21 protein-coding genes are annotated in these 24,802 nt (G+C 71.3%); 15 read left to right on the top strand and 6 right to left on the bottom strand.

Going from position 1 to position 24,802, the window contains the following annotated elements; translation table 11 throughout:
• The first annotated feature begins 180 nt into the window (after positions 1 to 180).
• Genes AB0N02_RS38185 through AB0N02_RS38175 form a run of 3 tightly spaced genes read left to right on the top strand, consistent with a single transcriptional unit; the run spans position 181 to position 3,499 of the window.
• Positions 181 to 1,233 (top strand): histidine kinase, encoded by a 1,053-nt coding sequence (locus AB0N02_RS38185; protein WP_363957225.1) that lies wholly within the window; start codon positions 181 to 183, stop codon positions 1,231 to 1,233.
• Complete coding sequence (locus tag AB0N02_RS38180) at positions 1,230 to 1,928, top strand: response regulator transcription factor (RefSeq protein WP_363957223.1); 699 nt, start codon at positions 1,230 to 1,232, stop codon at positions 1,926 to 1,928. The genes AB0N02_RS38185 and AB0N02_RS38180 overlap by 4 nt, the downstream gene beginning before the upstream one ends.
• Positions 1,929 to 1,978: 50 nt before the next feature.
• Positions 1,979 to 3,499 (top strand): alpha/beta fold hydrolase, encoded by a 1,521-nt coding sequence (locus tag AB0N02_RS38175; protein ID WP_363957220.1) that lies wholly within the window; start codon positions 1,979 to 1,981, stop codon positions 3,497 to 3,499.
• 57 nt (positions 3,500 to 3,556) lie between these two features.
• Here the strand turns inward: AB0N02_RS38175 and AB0N02_RS38170 are convergent, their stop codons facing one another.
• A complete protein-coding gene (locus AB0N02_RS38170; protein WP_363957217.1) occupies positions 3,557 to 4,825 on the bottom strand; it encodes a M20/M25/M40 family metallo-hydrolase in 1,269 nt (422 codons plus the stop codon).
• A gap of 436 nt (positions 4,826 to 5,261) precedes the next feature.
• Between AB0N02_RS38170 and AB0N02_RS38165 the strand changes: the two genes are divergently transcribed.
• From AB0N02_RS38165 to AB0N02_RS38150, 4 genes are all read left to right on the top strand, one after another.
• The gene (locus tag AB0N02_RS38165; RefSeq protein ID WP_363957215.1) at positions 5,262 to 5,729 is read left to right on the top strand and encodes a nuclear transport factor 2 family protein; all 468 of its coding nucleotides are present in this window, start codon (positions 5,262 to 5,264) and stop codon (positions 5,727 to 5,729) included.
• Positions 5,729 to 6,412, top strand: coding sequence for a DUF1028 domain-containing protein (locus tag AB0N02_RS38160; protein ID WP_363957212.1), 684 nt, complete (start codon positions 5,729 to 5,731; stop codon positions 6,410 to 6,412). The genes AB0N02_RS38165 and AB0N02_RS38160 overlap by 1 nt, the downstream gene beginning before the upstream one ends.
• Positions 6,409 to 7,860 carry an amidase family protein gene (locus tag AB0N02_RS38155; protein WP_363957209.1) on the top strand — a complete coding sequence of 484 codons (1,452 nt, stop codon included), beginning with the start codon at positions 6,409 to 6,411 and terminating at the stop codon, positions 7,858 to 7,860. The genes AB0N02_RS38160 and AB0N02_RS38155 overlap by 4 nt, the downstream gene beginning before the upstream one ends.
• Before the next feature lie 444 nt (positions 7,861 to 8,304).
• On the top strand, positions 8,305 to 9,627 hold the full coding sequence (locus tag AB0N02_RS38150) for an MFS transporter (protein ID WP_363957206.1): 1,323 nt from the start codon (positions 8,305 to 8,307) through the stop codon (positions 9,625 to 9,627).
• A gap of 42 nt (positions 9,628 to 9,669) precedes the next feature.
• On the opposite strand, the gene AB0N02_RS38145 is transcribed toward AB0N02_RS38150, so the two are convergent.
• A complete protein-coding gene (locus AB0N02_RS38145) occupies positions 9,670 to 11,094 on the bottom strand; it encodes a PLP-dependent aminotransferase family protein (protein WP_363957203.1) in 1,425 nt (474 codons plus the stop codon).
• A gap of 251 nt (positions 11,095 to 11,345) precedes the next feature.
• Between AB0N02_RS38145 and AB0N02_RS38140 the strand changes: the two genes are divergently transcribed.
• Positions 11,346 to 11,777: a hypothetical protein gene (locus AB0N02_RS38140; RefSeq protein WP_363957200.1), complete on the top strand. Its 432-nt coding sequence runs from the start codon at positions 11,346 to 11,348 to the stop codon at positions 11,775 to 11,777.
• Positions 11,778 to 11,886: 109 nt separating this feature from the next.
• Here the strand turns inward: AB0N02_RS38140 and AB0N02_RS38135 are convergent, their stop codons facing one another.
• Positions 11,887 to 12,741, bottom strand: coding sequence for a glycerophosphodiester phosphodiesterase family protein (locus AB0N02_RS38135; RefSeq protein ID WP_363957197.1), 855 nt, complete (start codon positions 12,739 to 12,741; stop codon positions 11,887 to 11,889).
• A 1,122-nt stretch (positions 12,742 to 13,863) separates the two neighbouring features.
• Here AB0N02_RS38135 and AB0N02_RS38130 point away from each other — a divergent pair.
• The 7 genes from AB0N02_RS38130 to asnB all read left to right on the top strand — a co-directional run bounded on the left by AB0N02_RS38130 (position 13,864) and on the right by asnB (position 22,063).
• Positions 13,864 to 15,252, top strand: a complete 1,389-nt coding sequence (locus AB0N02_RS38130; RefSeq protein WP_363957194.1) for a DUF6002 family protein — start codon at positions 13,864 to 13,866, stop codon at positions 15,250 to 15,252.
• Positions 15,252 to 16,547: a GNAT family N-acetyltransferase gene (locus tag AB0N02_RS38125; RefSeq protein ID WP_363957191.1), complete on the top strand. Its 1,296-nt coding sequence runs from the start codon at positions 15,252 to 15,254 to the stop codon at positions 16,545 to 16,547. Before AB0N02_RS38130 ends, AB0N02_RS38125 begins: the two co-directional genes overlap by 1 nt.
• Positions 16,548 to 16,630: 83 nt before the next feature.
• The gene (locus AB0N02_RS38120; protein WP_363957189.1) at positions 16,631 to 17,347 is read left to right on the top strand and encodes a hypothetical protein; all 717 of its coding nucleotides are present in this window, start codon (positions 16,631 to 16,633) and stop codon (positions 17,345 to 17,347) included.
• A complete protein-coding gene (locus tag AB0N02_RS38115; RefSeq protein ID WP_363957186.1) occupies positions 17,344 to 17,916 on the top strand; it encodes a thiamine pyrophosphate-dependent enzyme in 573 nt (190 codons plus the stop codon). Before AB0N02_RS38120 ends, AB0N02_RS38115 begins: the two co-directional genes overlap by 4 nt.
• A complete protein-coding gene (locus AB0N02_RS38110) occupies positions 17,913 to 19,289 on the top strand; it encodes an MFS transporter (RefSeq protein WP_363957183.1) in 1,377 nt (458 codons plus the stop codon). The genes AB0N02_RS38115 and AB0N02_RS38110 overlap by 4 nt, the downstream gene beginning before the upstream one ends.
• Before the next feature lie 27 nt (positions 19,290 to 19,316).
• The gene (locus tag AB0N02_RS38105; protein WP_363957180.1) at positions 19,317 to 20,234 is read left to right on the top strand and encodes an LLM class flavin-dependent oxidoreductase; all 918 of its coding nucleotides are present in this window, start codon (positions 19,317 to 19,319) and stop codon (positions 20,232 to 20,234) included.
• Positions 20,234 to 22,063 carry an asparagine synthase (glutamine-hydrolyzing) gene (asnB, locus tag AB0N02_RS38100; RefSeq protein ID WP_363957177.1) on the top strand — a complete coding sequence of 610 codons (1,830 nt, stop codon included), beginning with the start codon at positions 20,234 to 20,236 and terminating at the stop codon, positions 22,061 to 22,063. Before AB0N02_RS38105 ends, asnB begins: the two co-directional genes overlap by 1 nt.
• Before the next feature lie 108 nt (positions 22,064 to 22,171).
• Here asnB and AB0N02_RS38095 read toward each other — a convergent pair whose 3' ends face one another.
• The 3 genes from AB0N02_RS38095 to AB0N02_RS38085 form a co-directional block, all read right to left on the bottom strand.
• A complete protein-coding gene (locus AB0N02_RS38095) occupies positions 22,172 to 22,741 on the bottom strand; it encodes a hypothetical protein (RefSeq protein ID WP_363957174.1) in 570 nt (189 codons plus the stop codon).
• A gap of 111 nt (positions 22,742 to 22,852) precedes the next feature.
• Positions 22,853 to 23,647 carry a response regulator gene (locus AB0N02_RS38090; RefSeq protein WP_363957172.1) on the bottom strand — a complete coding sequence of 265 codons (795 nt, stop codon included), beginning with the start codon at positions 23,645 to 23,647 and terminating at the stop codon, positions 22,853 to 22,855.
• On the bottom strand, positions 23,644 to 24,792 hold the full coding sequence (locus tag AB0N02_RS38085; RefSeq protein WP_363957169.1) for an ATP-binding protein: 1,149 nt from the start codon (positions 24,790 to 24,792) through the stop codon (positions 23,644 to 23,646). The genes AB0N02_RS38090 and AB0N02_RS38085 overlap by 4 nt, the downstream gene beginning before the upstream one ends.
• Positions 24,793 to 24,802: the final 10 nt, after the last annotated feature.

The following is a 24,802-nucleotide window of genomic DNA, read 5'->3' as shown; positions in this document are numbered from 1 at the left end:
CGGTCTCCTTCTCCGGGCGTAGGCCGGGTTGTCCCGCGGGCCGACACCCTCCTCCTTCTCCCGGACGACATGTGCCCGCGGGAGGTCCGGTTGGCTACGTTCATGACCTACTGGAGCCGCCTTCGACCCCGGCACTGGGTTGCCCTCGATGTTGCGGGTGCGGTTCTGACCTGCGCGATCATGATTCTGATCGGACAGGGAAACCTCCTGTCGCAGGCGGTCGGTGCGGTGGTGGCGCTGGTGGCGATCGCCCGGCGCCGGTGGCCGGTCGGTGTCCTGGCCGTGGTGACGGCGGGCACGCTGGTGCTGCTCGTCTCCGGGGCTCTGGGCGGCTACCCGCCGATCCCGATGGTGCTGGCGATGCACACGATGACCGTCACCCGGGACAGGCGGCAGGCCGCCGCCGTCGCCGGAGTGGTGACCGTCGTGCTGCTGGTGGCGGGACTGGTGGTGCGGCAACCGGTCGGTGAGGTGACGCGCGACATCGAACTGCTGGTGCCGGGGCTGCTGACCGGGGAGCTGGCGCGTGCCCGGCAGGCGCACCTCGCCGGGCTGGCGGCGCTCGAACGGCAACGCGCGCGGGCGCTGCTGACCGCCGAGCGGATGCGTATCGCCCGCGAACTGCACGACGTGGTCGCGCACGGGCTGAGTGTGATGACCATGCAGGCGGGCGCCGCTCTCTACAGGCCGCAGGGTGAGGCGGTGCTGCGCGAGACGCTGGGAGCGATCGAGATGACGGGACGGGCGGCGATGACGGAGGTACGGCGGTTGCTGCAGGTGCTGCGTGAGGAGCCGGACGGTACGGCCGCTCCCGAGCTGGCCCCGATGCCCGGCCTGGCCGGGCTCGGCTCGCTGATCTCCCGTACGGCGAAGGCCGGGATCGAGGTGGAGCTGCGCGTCCACGGGGATCCCCGGCCCCTGCCGGCGGGGGCGGACCTGGTCGCCTACCGGGTCGTCCAGGAGGCGCTCACCAACATCATCAAGCACGCGGGCAGCGGCAGCGGTACGGTGCTGGTCGGGTACGAACCGGGCGCGGTGCTGCTGGACATCACCAACCCCCCACCACCGCCTGGCCGTACGCCTCGGATTCCGTCCGCCGATGGTGGGCATGGGCTGGCGGGCATGCGCGAGCGGGTCGCCCTGTACGGCGGGGCGCTGCGGGCGGGTCCACTGCCCGGCGGCGGCTACGCCGTCACCGCGCACCTGCCGATCCCCGGGAAGGCGGTGTCGTGAAACTCCGGGTGGTCGTCGCCGACGACGAACGGCTGGTGTGCGCCAGCCTGCGGATGGTGCTGGCCGGGGACGGTCACGAGGTGGTCGGGGAGGCCGCCGACGGCGGCCGGGCGGTGGAGCTGGCCCGCGACCTCCGCCCTGACCTGGTGCTGATGGACGTACGGATGCCGGTCATGGACGGCATCGAGGCGACCCGCCGGATCACGGCGGCCGACCCCGAGGTGAAGGTGCTCATCCTGACCACCTTCGACCTGGACGAATACGTGTACGCGGGACTCCGGGCCGGAGCCACCGGATTCCTGCTCAAGGACGTCCCGCCCCGGGAGCTGATGGCGGCGATCGAGGTGGTCGCGGCGGGGGAGGCGCTGCTGGCGCCGCCGATCACCCGGCGGCTCATCGCCGACTTCGTCGCCCGCGCCCCCGCACCCCGAGACCCGTCCGTTCTCGACTCGCTGACCAGGCGCGAGATCGAGGTGCTCGAGCTGGTCGCGCGGGGACTGTCCAATGCCGAGATCATGGTGAACCTGCGGGTGACGCTGTCGACCGTGAAAGCCCATATGGGCAAGTTGCTGCAGAAGCTGGACGCGCGCGACCGGGCGCAGCTCGTGATCGTCGCCTACCGGGCGGGGCTGGTCGGCCTGGACCCCGGTTCTACACCCCGTGCAGGAGAAGGGGGCGCGAACTCGGCCCCGTAGCAGGATGATCCGGACACCGGACAGGCCTGATCGTGGATGCCATGCGTTCAATGACCAAACGGACCACGGTGCCGGCAGCCGTGGCCGTCGCCGGAATCTCCCTGCTCGGCGTCATCCCGTCGGCCGCCACGGCTGCCACAACCGCGGAGGCCGCCACGGTGCCCTGGTGTCCCGAGGTTCCGGGACACCGGGTGGAGTGCGACACGGTCACCCGCCCGCTGGTGGCGGGCAGGCCGGAGCTGGGCACCATCTCGGTCGGCTACGCCGTCGTACGGCGCGGCGCACCGGACGGTCCCGCCACCGGGACCATCGCCGTCAACCCCGGCGGTCCCGGCAACCCCGCGCTTCCCCTCACCCCGGCCTATGTCGGCCTGCTCAAGCCGCTGCTGGCCGACCACGACCTGCTGCTCGTCGATCCCCGAGGTACGGGCGTGTCCAGCGCCCTGGACTGCGGAATCACCACCGCCGACCTCCTGGGCACGCCCCAGGGGCGGAGGGAGGCCGTCGCCCGCTGCGGGCGCGGCCTGGGGGCGCGCGCCGGGGGCTACACCTCCGCCGCGACCGCCGACGACCTCGACGCGGTACGGGCCCGGCTCGGGGTCACCCGGCTCGACCTGGTCGGCGAGTCCTACGGCACCTACCTGATGCAGGTCTACGCCCAGCGCCATCCCCGGCAGGTCAGGTCGATCATGCTGTCGGGGGTGCTGCCGCTCGACTTCGACACCTTCCAGCGGCCCAACGCCCGCGCCTTCACGACGACCCTGCGCCGGATCTGCGAGCGGAGCAAGGCGTGTGACGGCGCCGCCGCCGTACGTGACCTGCGGACCTTCGCCGCCGCGGTCAGGAAGGAGCCGGTCACCCTGTCGGTCAAGGTCGGTGCCGAGGAGCGCACTGTGAAGTTCGGCGAGGAGTGGCTCACCAGGCTGGCCATCCAGAACTCCACCAGCGGAACCGGAGCCGATCCCCAGGCGTCCTCGCCGATCGGCGCCTTCCCGGCCCTGCTGCACGACGCCGTACGCGGCGACCTCGAACCGCTGGTCGCCGCCGTCCAGCAGGTGCTCGGGGCCGAGGATGAGGGGCCGAACTCCTCCCTGGGCATCAGCGTGGCGTGCAACGACTACCCCAGGGCCTGGTCGGTGGACGCCTCCCCGGCCCAGCGGCGCCGGCAGTACGACCGGGCGCTCGCCCGCACCGACCCCGCGGACTTCGGCCCCTTCAGCCCGGAGGCCTCGGCGGCGGCGACCTTCTGGTCGGGCGACGTCTGCCTGGGGTGGCCGCGCCAGAGCGCGACCCGGCCCTACCCCGTCAGCGACGACTTCCCCGACGTCCCGGCTCTGGTGCTCACCGGCGACCTGGACACGATCACCCCGGACTCTGACGCCGCCAAGGTGGCCCGCAGGTTCGAGCGATCAAGACTCATCTCCGTACCGAACATGGGCCACGTCCCCGACCTGGACCCCAGCGGCTGCGTCTCCGGCCTCATCACCGGTTTCATCGCCAGGGGAACCCCCGGGCCGACCGCCTGCCTCAAGCAGATCCCACCCGTCAAGGTGGATCCCGCCGGCGTGTGACATCCCCCGGCCTCTCCGCTGACGCCGGAAAGGAGGAGGGGCCGGTTCGGGCGCGTGTCAGTCGTGGGGCGTTCGCGGTGCGAAGGCGTGCAGGACGGCGGTGAACGTTCGGGCGCCCTTGTGGAAGTAGTCGAGCACCATGTTCTCGTCGGGGGCGTGATTGGCCTGATCGGCGTTGCCGTAGGGGACGATCACCGAGGGAATCGCCAGGTTCGATGTGAACACGAAGTCCGGTACCGAACCGGCCAGTGACGGATAGAGCAGCGGTGACCTCTCCCACGCGAACTCGACGGCCCGCGACACGCGATCGACGATCGGAGAGTCGAGCGCCGTGCGGGACGGTCTGACCGCGCTGAGGACGTTCACCTCGACGTTGGGGGCCTTCGCGCGCAGCCATTCGGTGACGAGCCGGGCGATGTCGTCCGGATCCTGGTTCGGCACCAGACGGACGTCCAGTTTCGCCGTGGCGGACGCGGGGATGATCGTCTTCATGCTCGGGCCGGTCCATCCCGAGCTCAGCCCGGAGATGTTCATGTTGGGGCGGAGCAACACCCGCTGGAACCAGTCCGACGGCGAGGTCACCTGGGTGAGCCTCTCGGAGGCGGGGATCGGCCAGGTCAGCGGAAGCGCCTCCACGGCCGCTCGCTCCAGGTCGGTCGGCTCGGCGATGGCGTCGTGGAAACCGGGGACGGCGACCTCGCCGTCGCGGTCCCACAGCGAGCTCACGGCCCGGGAGAGTTCGAGTGCGGCGTTCCTGGAGACACCGCCGAAGTTCCCCGAGTGCCGGTCGACGGGGGCCACCCGCAGGGTGAGTTCGAGGTACAGCAGCCCGCGCGCCCCGCAGAGCACGACGGGCCGCCCGCTCGGATGGATGGCGCCGTCCGAGGTGTACGCGAAGTCGGCCTTGAGCAGGTGCGCGTGCTCGTCGACCCACTGCTCCAGATGAGGGCTGCCTATCTCCTCCTCGCCCTCCACGATCATCACGACGTTGACGGGCAGCCGCCCGTAGGACTCGAGGACCGCTTTGATCGCCAGCAGCTGGGCGATGTGCTGCCCCTTGTTGTCGGCGGTGCCGCGGCCGAACATCCGGCCGTCGCGGATCTGCGGCGTGAACGGGTCGGATGACCAGGCCGATAGGGGCTCCACCGGTTGGACGTCGTAATGGCCGTACACCAGAATTGTCGGAAGGTGGTCGGATTCCTTTCGCTGTCCGAAGACGATCGGGGCGCCCGCGGTGGCCATCACCTTGGAGTCCAGGCCGCAGTCGCGCATCAGTCGCGCCAGTCTTTCGGCGACGGGATTGAGATCTCCGCCCTCGGCGCTCACCGCCGGATGGGACGCGATATCGGCGAGAGTTCGCTCCGCGGCGGCCTTTCCCCGATCAAGACGCTCGAATGGAGTGCGGCACCGCTCACGCCACGGACTGTTCGCTTCGGAATGGTCAGCCATTCCGCCATCATGCACTCTCCGGGTGGGCGGGCCAACCCGTGAACCCGGGTGGACCGCCTGTGGCCGGCGACGCGACCGGCCCTTGGGGGAACCGGTCTCTCCGCCTGGGGGAACCGCCCTGACCTGCTGGGACGATGGTGATCGCATAGCGGGCCCCGGTCCGCGGAACCCCTCGGGGCGGGGGCGCGGGACAGGTTGCGATCTTCAACCAGTAACCACTGCGGCCGGATTGGATATCGACCGCCGACGGCTCCCTCGATACCTTTCTCCCATGCCGCCCCGCCGAGACGTGAAGACGAGGGATATGAATACAGTGAATGTCGTTCCGCCGGTTTCCACGTCGTTCGATGGTGGGACGGAAGACGATCGTGAGCAGCTTATTTTTCTGCACCACGAGTTTCTCCGGGCCAACGACGACCTCGATTACGAGCGACTCAAGCCCATTTGGGACGAAAACCCGGAGAATCGTCACTACAACACCAACGGGCACACCTATGAGGGCCTGCCGGACTGGGAGAACATCTGGGACTTCTATCGCCCCCAGTTCAAACTCGTCGGCCCCTATTCGCCCGGCCGGATTCGAATCGTCGTGCGCGGTGAAATGGCCTGTATCAGCGCCGACTACGTCAGCCGCCACAAGGAGTGGGTCGGGAAGACCTCCGAACACAATCCGAGCTACTACCGGGCCACCCAGGTGGCCGTGCGGGACGAGGGCGTGTGGAGGGTGATCCACGCGCACTTCTCGGTCCAGGACACCGGCCCTCGCCCAGACCACGCCTGATGACCTTCTCCATCGTGGCGCGCGACCCCGCCGCGGGTCACTTCGGCGCGGGCATCGCCACGGCACGTCCCTGCGTCGGGGGGCGGACGCTCATGGCGCGCCGCGGAACGACCGTGGTGGTCACACAGGCGACCGTCAACACACCGCTGGGCATCGAGATCGCGGACGCCGTCGACGGCGGCGACTCTCCCACGCGGGCCTTCGAACGGGCGCTGGCCGCCGATCCCGGCCGTGACCGCCGGCAGCTCCTCACCATCTCACTGACCCATGAGGCCCATGTGTTCACCGGGCGCGAGGTACCCGACGAATCCGGCGACCTGGTCGACGAACACGTCGCGGTGGCCGGGAACTGGCTGCGGAACTCCCGGGTCCTGGGCGGCATGCTGGAACGGTTCAAAACCGGGTCGGGTGATCTCGTGAGCCGAATCCTGGACGCCCTCGACGGTGGCGACCAGGCGGGCGGTGACGCCCGTGGCAGGCAGTCGGCCGCGGTGTTGATCTATGACCGGACAGGATGCCCGCTGGTGGACCTGCGGGTGGACGACGCCCCCGACCCCGTCGCCGCGCTGCGGTCCCTGTACGACGCGTGGGAACGGAGCTGGGGGGAGTACGACCGGACCGGGCGGTTCCCCCCGGCCACGGCCTATCGGCACCCGCTGGAGACCGGAGGAGGCCCGGGATGACGGACGCCTTCCACGCCTGGACCGCGATCGAGACGGCGAAGAAGATCAAGGACAGGGTCGTGAGCCCGGTGGAGGTGATGGCCTCTCTGCTCGATCGGGCCGCCCTGCTCGACCCGGCGTACGCGTCGCTGCAGGCCCTGGACGTGGAGACGGCCATGAACGCGGCCCGGCGGGCCGAGGCCCGGCTCACGTCGGGCGCGCCGGTCGGGCCTCTGCACGGCGTGCCGGTCAGCGTGAAGGATCTGCTGGCGACCGCGGACCTGCCGACACGGCGCGGATCGAGGCTCGTTCCCGAAGGGACCCGGCTTCCGGACGCCCCCGGCGTTCGCCTGCTGAGGCGTTCGGGTGCCCTGGTGTTCGCGAAGACGACGACGTCCGAGTTCGGCCACAAGGCGACAACGGATAGCCTGGTCAGCGCCCCCACGCGCAACCCCTGGGACAGGTCGAGGACCGCGGGAGGCTCTTCGGGGGGCGCCGGCGCGGCGGTGGCGCTGGGTCTGGGACCGCTGGCGGTGGCCACTGACGGGGGAGGCTCCATCCGGATTCCCGCTTCTTTCTGTGGGGTGCTGGGGGTCAAACCCACCTCCGGCACCGTTCCGACCTTCCCGCCCAGCCGGCTCGGTGTGCTGGGGCACATCGGCGTGCTGAGCCGCGACGTCCGGGACGCGGCCCTGGCCCTTTCCCTGCTGGCCGGCCGCCACGAGGCCGGTTCCGACGCCGGGTGGGAGCCGGAACCGCTCACCCGGGCCGAGCGCCGGCGGGTCCGCGTCGGGCTCTACCGGACGGTGGACGGGACATCCGTGGATCCCGACGTCGAACGGGTGCTCGGCGAGTTCGTGCGGGACATGAGGTCGATCGGCCTGCAGGTCTCCGAGGCCCCCATCGACCTCCCCGACGCGGGGCCGGTCTGGGACGCCCTGTTCATGTCGGCCATGGCGGAGGAGTTCGCGACGTTCGACGAGCGGGCGGCGGACGTGTCGTCGAGCCTGCTCGACACGATCAGAGCCTGGAGGCAGGCGCCGCCGGGGGCGGGAGAGGAGGCCGAGACGCGCCGCGCGGTCCTGAGACACACCGTGGCGGGACTGTTCTCCCACTTCGACGTCCTGGTCGGCCCGACCCTTCCGGTCACGGCCTTCCCGATCGGACAGCAGGCGCCGGTCCGGGCCGACGGCCTCCGTGACGACCTCACGAGCTGGTGGAGGAACACGCAGTTGTGGAATCTGACCGGCATGCCGGCGGTCTCGCTCCCCGGTGGCTTCGACAGGAGGGGCCTGCCGGTCGGCATCCAGATCACCGCCAGGTCAGGACAGGACCACCTTGTCCTGAGGGTGTGCCGGACGCTGGAGGCCGAGGGCCGTACGGCACTGGCAGCCTCCCCCCAGGCGGCCCTCCGCGGCCGATTAGCCGAGGTCGGACGGCCTGGAAGGGGCGATCGGGCCACCGCGTGACGGCGACGGCACACTAGATCGTTTCCGACGTCCGGGCTCCCCGTCCGGATCCCCTTCCCGTGGCGCGCCGAGCCTCGCGCCCACCGCGGCGTTCGCACCGGCGGACGGTCCGCGCCCCACCCGTCGGCGAGATCCCCCGCCAAAGGGATCCCCCGCCACAGATCCCCCCGCACAGGGATCCCCCGCCACAGAAGATCCCCCGCCACAGAAGATCCCTCGTCACAGGGATCCCCCACCACACACAGAACCCGTTCCCGACCTCGTCGCGGAGTCCGCCTCAGGGCTCCGGCGGTGAGGTGAGACGCCGGACCGGCGCGCGGCCGGAGCCGGCCTCCGCGTCCCGTGACCCGACCCGGCCGACGCGGCACCCGGCGGTGCCGTCGGCATCCACCACTTCTCGGCCCCCCCGTTCTCCAATCCGCTCCGAGAAAGGTCTCGCCCCTAATGAGTGACATCCCGAGCACCATCCCCACATCGAGCAGCCAACCGGACGTCGATCCCGCCGCCATGAAGCGGATCGTGCGCGCAGGAACCGTCGGAACCGTCATCGAGTACTACGACTTCGGGCTCTACGGCTACACCGCGACCGTGCTGGCCAGGGTCTTCTTCTCCAAGGAGGATCCGACGACGGCGCTGCTGTCCAGCCTGATCGTCTTCGGTGTCGCGTTCTTCGTGCGCCCGCTCGGCGGGGTCGTCTTCGGACACATCGGCGACAAACTCGGCAGGAAGCACGCGCTCGCGCTGACGATCATCGGAATGTGCGGCGCCACCTTCGTGATCGGAATGCTGCCGGGCTACGCCACGATCGGCATCGCGGCCCCCATCCTGCTGCTCCTGGCCCGGCTGGTGCAGGGACTCTGCGCGGGCGGTGAGATCGGCGGCGCGGCGGCCTACATCGCGGAGAGCTCGCCCACGGGCCGCCGCGGCTTCCTGACCAGCATGTCCGAGCTGGGCTCGATGGTGGGTCTCGTGGGGGCCTCCCTCATCGTCGCCGTCGTCACCTGGGCGGTCCCGGTCGACCAGCTCGACTCCTGGGGCTGGCGGATTCCCTTCCTCATCGCCCTTCCCCTGGGGCTGGTCGGGATGTACATCCGCTCCAAGCTCGCCGACTCGCCGGCCTTCCAGGCCGTGGCGGAGACGGAGAAGGTGGTCTCGGCCCCGATCCTGACGGTGGTGAAGCGGCACAGGAGCGCCGTCCTGAAGGTCATCGGCATCAACGTGCTGGCGGCACCCGGCTACTACATCGCGTTCGTGTACTCGAACATCTTCCTCCAGGGGCAGGGCGGGTACTCGACGAGCGCCGCGACGTGGATGACGACGACGTCCCTTCTGGTGGCGACGGCCGTCATCCCGCTCGCGGCCCTGGTCTGCGACCGCGTGGGCCGCAAGCCCGTCCTGATGGCGGGAAGCGTCGGATTCGCGCTGCTGGCCTTCCCGGCGTTCCTGTCCATGCAGAGCGACACCGTGGCGGTGGCCCTCCTCGGCCAGCTGATGCTGGCGGTCTGCGAGGCCGTCATCATGGGCGCCATCCTGGCGACCCTCGTCGAGCTGTTCCCGGCGACCATCCGCTACAGCGGGATCGCCCTCGGCTTCAACGTGGCGCACGCCCTGTTCGGCGGCACCGCGCCGTACGTCTCCACCTGGTTGATCAGCGCCACCGGGGCGGCGATCTCCCCCGCCTGGCTCGTGATCGGCTTCGCGGTGGTCACCATCGCGACCATCCTCACCCTGGAGGAGACCGCCAGGAAGCCCCTGCGGCTCGTCTGAGCCGGTCAGGGGTGTGACAACAGCGGCGAGTGGGCCGTCACGCTAGGGCCGGTAGTTCTTCCAGGCCTCCGCGAGGCGGCCCACCGCCTCGACCGTCTCCCCGGTGGATCGCGCCAGCGATATCCGGATGGCCGCCGAGGGCCGCTCCGAGAGGTCGAAGACCGATCCCGGGACCACCTCGACGCCGTACCGGGCCGCGATGTGCGCGAAATGCAGGCCCGTACCGCGCGGGAGTTCGGCCCAGAGCGCCATGCCGCCGTCGGGACGGCGCCAGGTCCACTCCGGGACCGCGGCGGACAGGCCGGAGTCGACGATCTCACAGTTGGCCTGGAGCCGCCGCCGGCGTTCGTCGACGAGCTCCTGGGAGCGTGACAGGAGCCTGGCGCCGACGATCTGCGGCAGCAGACTCGCGCCGCTGTCGAACAGCGACTTGAGCCTGGCGATCCGGGCGACGACGCTCCGCGGAGCCCGGATCCATCCCAGCCGGAGGGTCGGGCTCAGCGTCTTGGAAAGACTGCCGACGGTGATGATCGGACCGTCGGGGGCGTACTGCGCGACGGTGTGTCCGGGCCGGGTGCCGAGCCGATACTCCAGCAGGGTCGCGTTCTCCACGATCGGCACGCCGATCTCCATGGCCAGCTCGGCGGTCGCCCGGGCGTGCGCGCCCGTGAAGCGCAGGCCCGTCGGGTTGTGGAATCCGGAGGTCAGCCAGATGAGACCCGGCTGCCTCGTCCTGGCCAGCCGGGCCGCGCTTTCGACGAAGTCGTCGCCGCAGGCCGGTGGCAGGGGAAGGGCCGCCATGCCCAGGTGCCGCAGCAGGTCGAGGGTGCCGTTCCAGGTGGGGCTCTCCATCGCGACCAGGTTCCGTTCCCGGGCGAGGGCGGAGAACAACAGCACCGTGCTCTGCTGGACACCCGTTGTGATGACCACCTGGTTGGGCAGGGTGGCCATGCCCAGGTCGGACAGGTGCGCGGCGACGGCGTCCCGGAGGACCGGAAACCCCAGCGGCAGGTACCCGCCCAGCTCACTGTTGGCGGCTATGTCCCCGGCCGATGTCGTAGCCAGGGCGTCCACGATTCCCTCCGCGTCCTTGAAGGCCGCCGTCGCGAGGTCGATGACCCCGGGGACGGGCTCCAGCGCGGCTCGAAGCACTCGCAGAACGGCGTACGAACGAGCTTCCTCACCGGCCTGGTCCGTCGGCCCGGACGGGCTCGCCACCCTGCGCGCGACCCAGGTCCCCGCTCCCTGCCGTCGCTCCAGCCAGCCCAGGTCGTCCAGCCGGGCGTACGCGTTGATCACGGTGGTGCGGCTCACGGACAGGGATTTCGCCAGAGCGCGCTCAGAGGGCAGCCGGGTGCCGATGGGAAGGTCCCCGGACTCGATCCTCCGCTGGATCGCCAGGGCGAGCTGGTCGTACAGCGGCCCGCTACCCCGGGCCCAGATGCCCAGAACCTCGTCGAGGCTCATCGTTGTCCACCTAATCCCTCAGACAGGAGCTTAAGGGTATGGAACGGTGCATCTGTATACAACATTGCATGCCCTGGTCGATCACCTCGACGCCCGCGAGGCGGATGAGCCAGACGGGAGCCTGCGTCGCGCGTGATCCGGTGGTGCCGGAGGTTCCCGCCGGAAAGCCGCCCCGCTCCGGCGGATCGTGAGGTAGTTGAACGGTGACGGCGGAAACGCCGGGGACATGGAGCGAAAGGGGCGAGGGGCGGATGCTGAGCGAGGCGCTGACGGCACTGGCGGCCACCGCCGGTACGGGCCTGGTGACGGCGATGACCACCGACGCGTGGACCGAGGTGAGGACGCGCTTCGGCAGGCTGCTGGGCCGGGGGGACTCCGAGCGGGTGGCCCGGCAGGAGGACCGGCTGGAGCGCGGCAGGCGGGAGCTGACCACGGCCGCCGGAGACCAGGTGGAGCGGGTCCGCGCCGCCCAGGAGGCGGTGTGGCGGACCCGGTTCGCCGACCTCCTGGAGGAGGAGCCGGAGCGGGAGGCCGAACTGCGGGCGGTGCTGGACTTCCTGGCCCGGCGGGTGCCGGTCGCGGCCTCCGGCGCAGTGCGGGTCGACGCGCGGGCGTTCGACCACGCCCAGCAGGCGGTACAGGGGCAGGGGGTGCAGACCAACACCTTCGGCGCCTCGCGGTGAGGACGGCGTCTCGCGGTGAGGACGGCGTCTCGCGGTGAGGACGGCGTCTCGCGGTGAGGACGGCGTCTCGCGGTGAGGGCGGCGCCGCGCGTCCCGCCCGGCCTTCCGGTCAGGCGGCGCGGCGCTGGGCGGAGTGGACGACGGCGTAGGCCACGTCGGGCTTGTTGGTGATGACGCCGTCCACTCCGGAGGAGATCAGGCGGCGCATGGTGTCCGGACTGTCCACGGTCCAGGCGAGGACGTCCATGCGGTTGTCATGGACGCGCCGGACGTAGTCGGCGGTCACGTCGCCGTAGGGCGGGTTGATCTGGGTGGCGAACCCGGCCAGCTCGGGGAGCCGCGCGACCGCCGGGGTGCCGAGCAGGCCGATCGGGACCTGGGGCAGGATCCGGTGGAAGGACCGCATCGACTCCCAGTCGAACGACTGCACGACGAGCCTGCCCGGGGCCAGCCAGGAGGGCGTGCGCCGCAGCACGTCGGCGACGCGGGACTCGACGCCGGGGTAGAGGTTCGGGGCCTTGACCTCCAGCAGCAGGCCCGGTCCGTCTCCGTCCATCGCGCGTAGCGTCTCTTCGAGCGTGGGCACCCGTTCGCCCCTGTACTTCGAGGAGAACCACGAGCCCGCGTCCAGCCTCCGGATCTCGGCGAGCGTGAAGTCGCCGACCCTCCAGGGCGACCGCCCCGGGAACACCCTCTCGGCGTCGGTGGTGCGTGCCAGCGTCGTGTCGTGCATCACGATCGGCTCGTGGTCCTTTGTCTCCTGGACGTCCAGCTCGAACATGTCGGCGTGTTGCTCGCGCGCCAGCTCGAAGGCCGCGATCGTGTTCTCCGGGGCGTAGGCGGAGGCCCCGCGATGGGCGACGGCGATGGGACGCGGTGCCGGTACGGCCGGGGCCGCCGCGAAGGCGGTCACCGTCAGAGCCGTCAGCGTGTTCCCGATGATGAGGCCGAGTCGTCGGAACATGAGTCCCCCAAGCGTCGAAGAGGCGGCCCGCGATTCCAAGCTGACAGTGTCGTGTGACATCCAGTTGATGGCCAAGTAACTCGCCGATGCCGGGTGGATGAGCAGACGCGGTGCCGGGGAGGGCGTCCGGAGGCGCGGGGGAACGTCCTGTCGTGCCCGTTTGGGAGAAGCCGTGCCGGGGGCGCCGCGGCGGAAGGCGCTCGGCGGCGAAGGTCCGCCTCCCTGCTCGCCGCGGCTTTTTCCCTGGACGGGTATTCGGTCGAAGTGCTAAGGAAGATGTCGTCCGTTCGACTGTTCGTCGACGCGCGGGTGTATGAAAAGCGGCGGATTCCAGCCGGGAGAATATCGTGTGGGCCGTCGATCCTTCTCTGGACCGCTTTGATGGGATGATGGTGCAGAATCCGGTCATTGGTTGACGGTATGGGCTGTCCTAAACGCCGAGCCGTGCGTATTGTTGGGATGAATCCGGTTATGTCATGACCGGTTGGCCTCATTGGGGATCACCGAAACCCGCAGCGTAAGGTGTGTGCGGCCCTTCGCTTTCGCCCATAATTCCCTCTTTTCCTATCTGGAATTTCTGTCGGGGCTACGGAGGACGGCGAGAATCTCGGCCTGCCTATATGGCAGGTTGTGAGAAGCGTCGTCTGACGAACCGACGCGATAATGCAAAGCGCTGCAGAAGATAGGAGAAGGTGTGACCTGGGAAGGTCATCCGTTTCCTGGTTGAAAATCCGGGAGTAGGCGATTTCGACCGCCGTTCGCCATGTACGCCAGGGGTGTCGAAGGTTTTCCCGGCGGTGGCGTGGTCGTGCCGAGGCCGTGGCGTCGGCGCGTGGTCCCGTGCTTGAGGAAGCGCCTACTTCCACGACCGTCAACGCCGGTGAACGACCGCCGTCCCAGGCCGGCCGGGCCGTTCGCCGTCCGCCTCGGCAGTCACATGACCGGGAACGGGGCGTGCCCCCGTTCCGAGGAACACAGCCGTCGCCGCGCCACAACCGGTGGACCGCGCCCGCCGGGCGGCCACGGCCCCTACCCCTTCCGTACCACCTCCATCCCGCGTGGCCACGCGGGAACAAGAACGGATCACGTCATGACAGTTGACGAACCAACAGGGGGAGCACGATGACCACCGATGTTCTTGGGAGCGCGAAGACGGTCTCGGTGAACGTCTTCGCCCAGCACGCCGAGCGGCTCCGGCAGGCGATGGCCCAGATGGGACGGTCCCGCTCCCGGGGCGCGGGCTTCGAGCCCGGTTTCGAGCTGCCGGAGGCCACGGACGGGCTCGCCGGATTCTTCGGGGCGGCGGACCTGCGTTTCGCGGACCTCGGCACGGCGGGCCGTAGCCGCATGGTGCTGCTCGACCTCATGGGCAACCCGGGAACCCGTACCGTGAAGACGCTGGCCTCGCACGTCATCGTCGCCCGCGCGGCCCGGCACACACAGGTGACCGGTGAGCCGGTGATGATCCTGACCCCCTCTTCGGCGAACAAGGCCACCGCCCTGCGAGACGCGGTGCTGCGGGCCTATCGGTTCGGGCTGGCCGATCCCGGAACGCTGCGGATCGTCACGGTGGTGCCGGACCTCGCGCGGCCCAAGCTGTGGTCGTCCGCCCTCGACGAGGATCCCGCGCTGGCCGTGCGCAACCCGATGTGCGTGCTCGGGCGCGGTCACCGGGCGCACGTCAAGTCGCTCGCGCTGGGGGCGCTGGAGGAGTGCGAGGGGGAGCTGTTCGCCCGGACGGGGATCCGGCTGTGGCACACCCTCGACCTGGCCAACTACCAGTGCGCCGACGCGGTCCGCGCCTTCGCAGAGCGGGAGGCGCTGCCCGCGGAGCCCGGGACCACGAGGGCGCACGCGCACGCGGTGTCCAGCGCGTTCGGCCTCCTGGGGCACCACTTCGGGACGACGCTGCTGCCGCGGTCACCCGGCCTGCCGCAGTACTTCCTCGTGCAGCACCTGGCCACCCCCGACATGGTGCTCAGCCTGCACGACATGACCCCGCCGGACTACCGCTTCGACGCGGCGGCCGGGCTGTACCGCCAGGACGTGGAGCCGCGCTACCCCGCCGCGACCGCCGACATCGGGGAGAACCTGGAACCCACCTTCTACACCCGCTCGCCCGCGACCTCTCCGGCGATGAACGAGATCATCCGCGGGCAGGGCGGCGGCGGCGTGGTGGTCTCGCTGTACGAGTGCCTCGGCCGCTACGACGAGGTCCGCGCCCTGCTGGCCGGAGCGGGGGTACGGCTGCCCGCCGACCCGCGCACGCTGCGCGAGTGGTCGCTGGTCATGGTGATGACGGGGGTCCTCAACGCGATCGACCGGGGGCTGCTCGACGTCGACGAGGTCGTCGTCCACGGGTCCGGGTCCTACTCCACCGACGACTTCACGCCGATGCCCGACCGGGCGATCCACGAGATCGGCGAGGTGCGGGACCTGCGGCGCGTGATCTTCGAGGCGGCGTCCGCCACGGGCACCGGGGAGGCCGCGGGCACCGGGGAGGTCGTCTGATGGCGGCTCCGCCGGGCTGGACCCAGCTGAGGTACCGGTGGGCCTCCGGCACGGGGACGTGGGCGCAGGCGCGGCAGTGGCTGGCCAGCGCGCCGGGGCGCCGTTTCGAGAACCGCAGGTTCGGCACCGCCGAGCACCTGCTCTCCATCGTCTACCAGGGGTTTCCCGAGGGGCTGATCTACGTGATGCCCTACCTGCGGGACCAGCAGGTGGCGCTGGCCGGCACCGTGAACCAGGCGGATCCGGTGGACGGGGTGGACGTGGCGGACGTGGCGGACACTGTGGACGGGGCGCCGGTGAGCTGGCGGGGGGTGCGCCGGAGCGCGCACGCGCCGGAGGCCGACATCCTGGTCGTCGGATGCTCACGCCGCCGCGCGCTCGGCCTGCCCCGCGAGCGTTCGGTGCTGCTGCCCTTCCGGGTGCACATGCTGCTGGACGTCGTCGGGGACGCCGAGACCATGCACAGATCCGTCTCGGCGAACGAGCGGCGCCAGTTCGCCCGCCTGCGCCGCGAACACGGGTGGACGTGCGAGATCGGCACGCGGGTCGACGACCTCCGGTTCTTCTACGACCGGATGCACCTGCCGACCATGGCGACGCGGCACGGGGAGGAGACGCGCAGCACCGACTGGGACATCGCGCTGCGGGCCCTGTTCCGGCGGGGGATGGTGCTGTTCGTCCGAGAGGGCGGCAGACGGGTCGCCGGGGTGCTGTGCCGTCTCGAGGACGACGGCAGGACGCTGCGGATGCGGCTGCTCGGCGTGCTGGACGGCGACGAGGCGCACTACCGCAGCGGCGCGGTGAAGGCGGTGTACTACCTGACCATGGAGTGGGCCGCGGGCAACGGCGTGACGCGGATCGACTTCTCCGGAGGGGACCCCTTTCCGGGGAAGGGGGTCTTCCAGTTCAAACGCCGGTTCCACCCGACGATCGCCCACCCGGCCGACCACTTCGGCGACAGGCGGGTGTACGTCCAGGTGGCCAGGGACACCGCCGCGGTCCGCGACTTCCTGGTCGCCACGCCCATGTTCACCGTCGACGACTCCGACCGGCTGGTGGCCACCCACTTCTTCGACGGCGTCCGGCCGCCCCGCCGCTCCGTCCGCGCGGACGGGCCGGGAGTGCACGCCTCGCGGGACGTGGACCTGGATGTGTTCCTCGCCGGCCTCGCCCCGCCGGCCGTCCCCGCCGGCGGGATCGGCCGTACCGCGGCCGCGGATCCTGTGGTCGCGGATCCCGCGGTGTCCGGGGTCCCGGGCGGGGAGTCTCCCGCGCGGCAGGTGATCGGCCGATGAGGATCCCGGTCACACCCGTGGAAACCGGAGGCCGGACGGCTCCGGCGGACCACCGTAGCCATCGTCAAGAGGGAAGTCGTGACATGCGGGCACAGGTCGTGGACGTCGCGCGGGACACCGTGAAGGGCACTGCGAAGGGCACTGCGAAGGGCACCGTGAACGGCGCTGTGAACGGCGCTGTGAACGGCGCCGTGGAGGACGCCGTGGAGGACGCCGTGAAGGAGGCTGTGGAGGGCGCCGTGCGGAACGCCGTGGAGGACATCCCGGGGAACACCGCGGGGGACACCGTAGGGAACACCGTAGGGGACACCGCGGGGGAGTTGTGCGACCAGCTGGTCCTCGGCGGTTTCGGGCCGTTCTACGGGACGCCGTGCGGGATCCTGGCGCGGCTGTACAGCGCGGCCGAGGAACGCGCGAGCCTTCTCACGGTGGCCCGCGAGGACAACGCGGTGGGGATGGCGGCGGGCGCCGTGCTGGCCGGGCGGCACCCGGTGGTCCTGATGCAGAACTCGGGGCTGGGGCAGTCGGTCAACGCCATCGCCTCGCTGGTCACGCCGTACCGGCTGGGCATGCTGTTCGTGGTCAGCCTGCGGGGCGTCGACCCCGATCCGACCCAGGAGAACCTGGTGATGGGACGGCTGACCGAACCGCTGCTGCACGGCCTCGGCGTCGAGGCGGCCACGTTCGACCCCCAGGGCGACGTGGCCGCCCAGGTGGCCTGGGCGGCCGGCGTCGTCCGGGGGCAGGGGCGCCCGGCGGCCCTGCTCATCCCTCCGGCGGCGTTCGGGTGGCGGGCGTGAACAAGACCGACGCGATACGGACGATCATCGAGACGTCCACCGACGAGCCGATCGTCTTCACCACCGGCTACACCTGCCGCATCGCCCGGGGCGTCGCCGACCGGCCCAACCACTTCTACATGACGGGATCGATGGGGCTGGCCTCCTCGATCGGCATCGGCATCGCCCAGCAGACCGGGCGTCCGACCATCGTCGTCGACGGCGACGGGAGCCTGCTCATGAACCCGGTCGGGCTGCTCACCGCCGGGGCGATGGACACGCTGCCGCTGGTGCACGTCGTGCTCGACGACGGCAGGTACGCCTCGACCGGCGGTCAGCACGTGCCCGCGAGCCGAGCGGACCTCGGTGCGCTGGCCCGGGCCTGCGGATACCGGAACGTGCGGGAGGCCGGCCACGTCGACGCGCTGGCCGCGCTGATGCGCCGGGAGGTCGCCTCCTGCTCGCGCCCGTCGCTGATCCACTGTGTGCTGAGCGGGCAGGATCCGCCGGTCTCCGCCCGGGTGGACGCCGACCTGGGCGAGCACGCGGCGCGGTTCGGCGAGTACGTGCGTGAACTGGCAGGGCGATGACGGCGGATCCGGACAGGAAGGACGGAAGAACGGACGGTTCTCCGGGGGCGGCGTCACGATGGCGCCGCCCCGAGTGGACGACCGTCGCGTGGTGGCGCCGGCCGGTCGGGCCGATCTACCTGGCCGCGCTGGTGCTGTCACTCGGCAAGGGGGCGTGGTTCACCTGCTGGGCGATGTTCTTCATCCGCTCGGTCGGCCTGTCCACGGCGGAGTTCGGCATCGGGATCACCGCGGCGGGCGTGGTCGGCATGGTCGCCGGCGGCCCGCTCGGTTATCTCGCCGACCGGGTGGGAGCGCGTGAGACGCTCATCGCGCTGGGGGTGATCCAGGGGCTGGCGATCCTCTCCTACACCTTCGTGCGCGGTTTCTGGGCGGTCGTCGCGGTGACGTGCGTCATGATCGCCGCCGAGCGGTCCACCCCCGGCATCCGCATCGCGGTCATCTCCGGCCTGACCAGTGGGCAGGAGAGGCTCGACGGCATCTCGACCACCCGGGTCATGACCCAAGGCGGGATCGTGGTCGGCGCGATCGTCGGCGGGTTCGTGCTGTCGGCGGACAGCAGGGCCGGCTACCTGGCGCTGATCCTGTTCTACGGGGCGGTCAACCTCGCCTTCGCGCTGCTGCTGACCCGGGTGCCCCACGTGGAGTCGCTGAGCGACCGCAAGGTCAGGCGCGGCGTGCTGGTGATGCGCGACCGGCTGTTCCTCCTGGTCACCCTGCTCAACGGGCTCCTCGCGCTCAGCTGGGGGATGCTCGACTCCGGGGTGCCCCTGTGGCTCACCGCGCACACCCAGGCCCCGCTGTGGGTGATGGGCGTGCTCATGGGGGGCAACGCCGTGGTGATCGTACTGTTCCAGAACCGGGTGAGCCGGGCGGGCGCCACCATATCCGGCGCGGGCCGGCTCGGGCTGTGGGCGGGGATCGCGCTGGCGGTCTCCTGCGTGGTCTTCGCGGCCACCTACCACGGTTCGGGCGCGTTCGTGATAGCCGTGCTGGTCGTGGCGGCCGCCGTACACGTGGTCGGCGAGCTGTTCTTCGTGGGCAGCGGCTTCGGCCTGTCGGTCGGCCTGACGCCCGAGGAGGCGCACGGGGAGTACCAGGGCATGTTCGCCACCGGGCAGGCGGCCGCCATGATGCTCGCCCCCGGGGTGATGACGATCCTGCTCGTGCAGTGGGGCGTCGCGGGCTGGTTCGTGCTCGCCGCGATCTATCTCGCGGGCGGCGTCGGCACGATCTTGGCCGGCCGCTGGGCCCTGCGGAACCGGCACCGGCGGGACCCCGCCTTCGGCGTCTCCGCGGCGGGAGCCTCCGTGGCGGGGACGTCCGTGACAGGGGCGTCCGTGACAGGGGCGTCCGCGGCGGAGCAGGCATGAGGGGCCGTCCGAGAGGGGGGACCTGAGGTGGCGGGCACCGCCGTACGGCTCGGCGTCCTGGTGCTGCCGGAGCACCCGGGGCCCGAGGGGGTCCGGCCGTGGCGCGTGGCCGAGGAGCTCGGCTTCGACCACGCGTGGACCCTGGACCACCTGTCCTGGCGCACCCTGCGCGAGCGGCCCTGGTTCGACGCGATGACCACCCTGACCGCCGCGGCCTGCCACACCGGCCGGATCGCGCTGGGCACCCTGGTCGCCTCGCCGAACTTCCGCCACCCCGTGGTCACCGCCAAGGAGGCCATGACACTGGACCACGTCAGCGGGGGCCGCTTCGTGCTCGGGGTGGGCGCGGGCGCCCCGGGACCGGACGGTGCCGCGCTGGGCGGGCCCGAGCCGGCGGCGGCCGGGCGGGCCACCCGGTTCGAGGAGTTCGTGACGCTCGTCGACCGGTTGCTCCGGCAACCGGTCACCACGTTCTCCGGCCGCTTCTACACGGCCGAGGACATCCGGATGATCCCGGGATGCGTGCGGCGTCCCCGCCTTCCCCTCGCCGTCGCGGCGACCGGCGCACGGGGGATGCGGCTGGCCGCCGGCCTCGGCGACATGTGGGTGACCATCGGCGACGCGGGCGTCCCCGGAGGACAGTCCGAGGCCGAGGCCTTCGCCACCCTGCGGGGCCAGCTCGACCGCCTCACCCGGGCGTGCCGGTCGGCGGGCAGGCCGCCCGGCGACGTGCGCAGGCTGGTCAACCTCAGCCGCGTGGTCGCCGAGCCGTACGGCTCGCCGGAGCGGCTGGCCGATCTGGTCGGGCGCTGTGCCGAGCTGGGGTTCACCGACGTGGTGCTGGCCTATCCGCGCGAGGAGGGCGTCTTCGCGGGTGACATGCGTGCTTTCGAGGAGGCGGTGACGCGCGTGACCGGCGTCACCGGCCAGAGAGGGAGTGACTGATGTGCGGTTTCGTCGGATGGGTGGACTTCTCCAGGGATCTTCGCGACCAGCGGGACGTCCTCGAGGTGATGACCGACACGATGCGCGAGCGCGGGCCCGACGACCGTGGCACGTGGCTGGGACGGTACGTGGCGCTGGGGCACCGGCGGCTGGCGGTGATCGACCTGGAGGGCGGCGCGCAGCCCATGGTGGCGGAGACGGGTCCGCGGCGCTCTCCCGTGGTCCTCGTCTACTCCGGTGAGGTCTACAACTTCCGCGAGCTGCGCGCCCGGCTCGTCGGGCTGGGGCACGAGTTCGTCACCCGCTCCGACACCGAGGTACTGCTGCGCGCCTACCTCGAATGGGGCGCCGGGTGCGCCGAGCTGCTCAACGGGATGTTCGCGTTCGCCGTGTGGGACGGGGTGCGGGAGGAGATGACGCTCGTCCGCGACCGGCTCGGCGTCAAGCCGCTGTACTACGCGCCGGGGCCGGACGGGGTGATCTTCGCCTCCGAGCCCAAGGGCATCCTGGCCAACCCCGGCTTCACCCCGGCCCTGAGCGCGCAGGCGCTGCCGATCCTGTTCAACCCGAGGCTCGCCCTGCCGGGGGAGACGCCCATCGGCGGGATGTACGAGGTCAAGCCCGGACACGTGGTGCGGATCAACCGGCAGGGCCGCCACGAGTATCCGTACTGGCGGCTGACCAGCCGGGAGCACACCGAGGACCTCGACACGACGGTGCGCACCGTCAGGGAACTGCTGGAGGACATCGTCGAGCGGCAGCTGGTCGCCGACGTGCCGAGGGCGGCGATGCTCTCCGGCGGCCTGGACTCCAGCGCGATGGCCGCCCTGGCGGCCCGCAGCCTGGCCAGGTCGGGGGAGGGGCCGCTGGTGACCTACTCCGTCAAGTTCGACGGAGAGGAGCGGGACTTCCGGCCCACCACGCTGCGGCCCGAGAGGGACGCCCCCTACGCGATGCTGGCCGCCAAGCACATCGGCACCGACCACGTCGAGGTCGTGCTGAACGCCGCGGAGGTGGCCGGCGCGGTCCGGCACGCCAGGAACGCCCGCGACCTGCCCAGCCTCGGGCAGTTCGACACCTCGATGTACCTGATGTTCGCCGCGCTGCGCGAACGCTCGACGGTGGCGCTCTCCGGCGAGGCGGCCGACGAGGTCTTCGGCGGATACCCGTGGTTCCACGACTCCGGCACGGTGTGGCGGGAGACGTTCCCCTGGCTCGGAGACGCGCCGCGCCTGGCCGACTGCCTGGCCCCCGACCTGCGGCGGGAGCTGCGCCCCGCCGAGCTGGAGGCCGACCGCTACGCCACCCTGCGGGCCAGGGTCCCCCGGCTCCCCGGGGACGACAGGCTGAACGAGCGGATGCGCGAGGTGCTGTTCTTCAGCCTGCACGGGCCGCTGTCGATGCTGCTGGACCGCAAGGACCGGATGAGCATGGCGGTGGGGCTGGAGGTGCGCGTGCCGTTCTGCGACCACCGGCTGCTGGAGTACGTCTGGAACGTGCCCTGGTCGATGAAGGTCGCCGACGGAAGGGAGAAGAGCCTGTTGCGGATGGCGGTCGCCGATCTGCTGCCGGAGGAGATCCTCATGCGCCCGAAGAGCGCCTACCCGGCGATGCACGACCCGGCCCACGACAACGCCGTGTACGGCAGGGTGCGCGCCCTGCTGGACGATCCCTCCTCACCGCTGGCCGGGCTGCTCGACCGGGACAGGGTCCTGGAGCTGGCGGGCGGGCGGGAGCGGACGATGACCCACGCCAGTACCGCGCACCTGCTGATTCCCTTCCTGGAGGTGGACGCCTGGATGCGGGAGTACCGGCTCGGCGTGGCCTGACGGTCCCGGGGCGTTGACGAGGCCCCGGTGGCGTGTCCGCCCCGCGCCGGGCGAACGCGCCACCGGGACACCGGTGGCACCGGGGCACCGGGGACGCCGGGCCGGGGGTCAGTTGCGGCGGCCCGAGAGGGTGGCGTTGTAGGTGGAGTTGCCGCAGGGGTAGCCGCCGAATCCGCGTATCGAGATCCGCCCGGAGACGGTGCCGTTGTCGCGGAAGGTGTAGGTGGCCCCGCCCTCGACCGGGTAGTAGATGCAGGTGGTGATGCTGCTGGTCGCGGTGAAGTTGTTGGCGGAGGTGGCGGAGATCCGCTTGTCCGGCGAGACCGTCACGGTGTTGCCGTTGACCGAGACGAAGGCCATGTCGAGGGAGGCGGCGCTCCGGACGCAGGCCGAGTTGCTGCCGTACCAGATGGCGCCGACGTCCGGCGCCCCGGCGGGGAAGCCCGACTTCAGGCAGACGTCCACCGGGTTGACCCCGTTGGTGGTGACCCGGGTGACGGTGCTGCGCAGGACGACGGTTCCCGAGCGCTGGAAGTTCCTGCCGTTGACGTTGCCCGAGATGGTGACGCTGTAGCTCGCCGAGCCGCGGGCCGTACCGCTTGCCTGGGCGGGAGCCGGGAGCGCTGTGGCGACCAGCGCCGCGCCGGCGAGGGTGGACAACATGATCCGTGCGCGCATGTTCTGCTCCTGACGAAAAGGACGGGCCCCACACCGAGTTTGGGGCAACCCCTCCGCCGCCGGACATCCCCAATCATGGGGATGTCCGGCGGATCGCCGGATACGGCAGGATCAGCACAGGCGCAGTTCCATCGCCCAGCGCAGGGCCGCGGCGCGGGGGGAGAGGTCCTTCTCCCCGGGGTGGGAGGCCAGATACTTCCGCTTGGCCGCCTCAAGGTGGTCGGCGACGGTGCCCGGCCTGATCCCCAGCTCCCTGGCGGTCTCCTTCAGGCTCAGGCCCCGGCACCCCACCACGGCGACCACGTCGAGTTCGCGCGGTGTCAGCCGGTTCATCCTGCGGCGGCGGGAGGTCAGCGCGAACGCGCCGGCCAGCGCGGCCTCCAGCCCGGCCGCGTCCGTCCGCAGGGCGGTGCGGACCTCCTGCTCGCTGTCGCCCTCGGCCAGCGCCCGCAGCGCCGTCCGCTGACCGGCCGTCAGGTCGCCCTTCCCCAGCGGCCGGGCGTCGGCGTCGTCGAGGAGGAGCGCGGCCAGCAGCGGTGAGACGTAGTGACGGGCCGCGCCGACCACGCCGACCGCGTGGACGTACTCACGATGGGTGGTGAACCGCTTCTCCACGTATCCCCAGGCCCCGGCCGCGATCATGCCGAGCACCTGCTCGCGGCCCGCGACCCCGGAGGTGGCCAGCACCCGCCAGCCGCAGGCGGTGAGGTGGGCCACCGCCTCGGCGCCGGTACGGCCCTCGGGCAGCGAGTGGTCGCAGACCGCCACCCCCACGGGATGGACGGCGGGCAGCGCCTCGACGGCGGTCACCGGCTCCAGCACCCGGTGCCCGGCCGCGCGCAGCGCCTCGGCCAGGGGATAGGAGACGATGGGGTGGTCGTCGACGATCCCGACCAGCGCGCTCACCGCCGCCCTCCCGGCCAGCGCAGGACGACCTTGGTGCCGCCGCCCTGCGGCGAGTCGATCTCGCAGCTGCCGCCGTACCGCTCGACGGCGGCGAAGCTGCGCGACATACCGCCGCCGTGCGGGACCGTGCCGGGGGAGAAACCCCGGCCCCGGTCACGGACGATGATGGTCACCCCGTCGTCGGCCGCCGCGGCGTACAGGTGCACGCCCAGCGGGTTGCCCGCGTGCCTGGCGACGTTGTTCAGCGCCTCGCGGGCCGCGGAGGCGAGCACCTCGCCGATCTCGGGAGGCGGGTCCTCGGACACGCGCAGCACGTGGGTGAGCTCCAGGCCCAGGTCCGCGGCGCTCTCGACGACCTCGGCCATCAGGTCGGCGAACGCCGTCGTGCGCTCGTCCATGATGAACCGCCTGGCCCGCAGGGCGGCGCGGCGGGCGGCGCGCGCGATCGGCGGGTCCAGCAGCGGGCTGCCCGCGACCCGCTCCACGATCGGCAGCAGGTCGTCGTGGATCGCCCGGTGGGCCGACTCGCGCTGACGCATCGACTCCTGGCGGTGCTTGTACTCGGCCAGCAGCTCCTGACGCTCCTCGGCCAGCCGCTGCGCGCGCACCGTCTGCCCCGCGAGGTCGCGCAGCTCCCTGCCGATCAGCATCGCGATCAGGAACCACAGCGTGAAGCCCAGCAGGTCGGACAGCAGCTTCTGGGTGAGGTTGGGATAGATCGAGGCCGTCCAGACGGCGGCGAGCACGGCCACCGCGGCCACCGCGCGGCGTGTCCAGCCCAGCCCGAAGCCGAGCACCGCCGAGGTGGCCAGCGAGAACGGCAGCAGGGCCGTCAGGACGACGTTGCGTTCGTGCGGGAAGGCGGCGCGTGAGCCCACGACCATCACGATGAGGCTCACCGCCACGTCGGTCCAGACCAGCAGCGGATCGTCCAGGGTGGCGGTTCGCCAGGCCCGGTGTGTGAACCACACGGCCGCGGCGGTGGCCAGCGCGGCCGCGGCCACCGCCGCCCAGGGAGCGGCCAGGCGGTTCCAGGAGACCAGTGGAACCAGCAGGAAGGCCGTGGTTCCCACCCTGGCGTAAATGATCATTCTGGCCATGCGCCGTTCGGTGGCGGCCTCGACGTCGTGCCTTAGCAACTCCACGAGTAACGGA

The organism is Streptosporangium sp. NPDC051022 (assembly GCF_040683035.1).
Lineage (GTDB): Bacteria > Actinomycetota > Actinomycetes > Streptosporangiales > Streptosporangiaceae > Streptosporangium.
The sequence above is the reverse complement of the archived record's forward strand: the minus strand, read 5'-3'. Positions and strand labels throughout refer to the sequence as shown.

Excerpts from the sequence above, each read along its gene's own strand:
- AB0N02_RS38185 (WP_363957225.1), top strand. The coding sequence starts at position 181 with ATGATTCTGATCGGACAGGGAAACCTCCTGTCGCAGGCGGTCGGTGCG.
- AB0N02_RS38175 (WP_363957220.1), top strand. The coding sequence starts at position 1,979 with ATGACCAAACGGACCACGGTGCCGGCAGCCGTGGCCGTCGCCGGAATC.
- AB0N02_RS38160 (WP_363957212.1), top strand. The coding sequence starts at position 5,729 with ATGACCTTCTCCATCGTGGCGCGCGACCCCGCCGCGGGTCACTTCGGC.
- AB0N02_RS38155 (WP_363957209.1), top strand. The coding sequence starts at position 6,409 with ATGACGGACGCCTTCCACGCCTGGACCGCGATCGAGACGGCGAAGAAG.
- AB0N02_RS38150 (WP_363957206.1), top strand. The coding sequence starts at position 8,305 with ATGAGTGACATCCCGAGCACCATCCCCACATCGAGCAGCCAACCGGAC.
- AB0N02_RS38145 (WP_363957203.1), bottom strand. The coding sequence starts at position 11,094 with ATGAGCCTCGACGAGGTTCTGGGCATCTGGGCCCGGGGTAGCGGGCCG.
- AB0N02_RS38140 (WP_363957200.1), top strand. The coding sequence starts at position 11,346 with ATGCTGAGCGAGGCGCTGACGGCACTGGCGGCCACCGCCGGTACGGGC.
- AB0N02_RS38135 (WP_363957197.1), bottom strand. The coding sequence starts at position 12,741 with ATGTTCCGACGACTCGGCCTCATCATCGGGAACACGCTGACGGCTCTG.
- AB0N02_RS38130 (WP_363957194.1), top strand. The coding sequence starts at position 13,864 with ATGACCACCGATGTTCTTGGGAGCGCGAAGACGGTCTCGGTGAACGTC.
- AB0N02_RS38125 (WP_363957191.1), top strand. The coding sequence starts at position 15,252 with ATGGCGGCTCCGCCGGGCTGGACCCAGCTGAGGTACCGGTGGGCCTCC.
- AB0N02_RS38120 (WP_363957189.1), top strand. The coding sequence starts at position 16,631 with ATGCGGGCACAGGTCGTGGACGTCGCGCGGGACACCGTGAAGGGCACT.
- AB0N02_RS38110 (WP_363957183.1), top strand. The coding sequence starts at position 17,913 with ATGACGGCGGATCCGGACAGGAAGGACGGAAGAACGGACGGTTCTCCG.
- asnB (WP_363957177.1), top strand. The coding sequence starts at position 20,234 with ATGTGCGGTTTCGTCGGATGGGTGGACTTCTCCAGGGATCTTCGCGAC.
- AB0N02_RS38095 (WP_363957174.1), bottom strand. The coding sequence starts at position 22,741 with ATGCGCGCACGGATCATGTTGTCCACCCTCGCCGGCGCGGCGCTGGTC.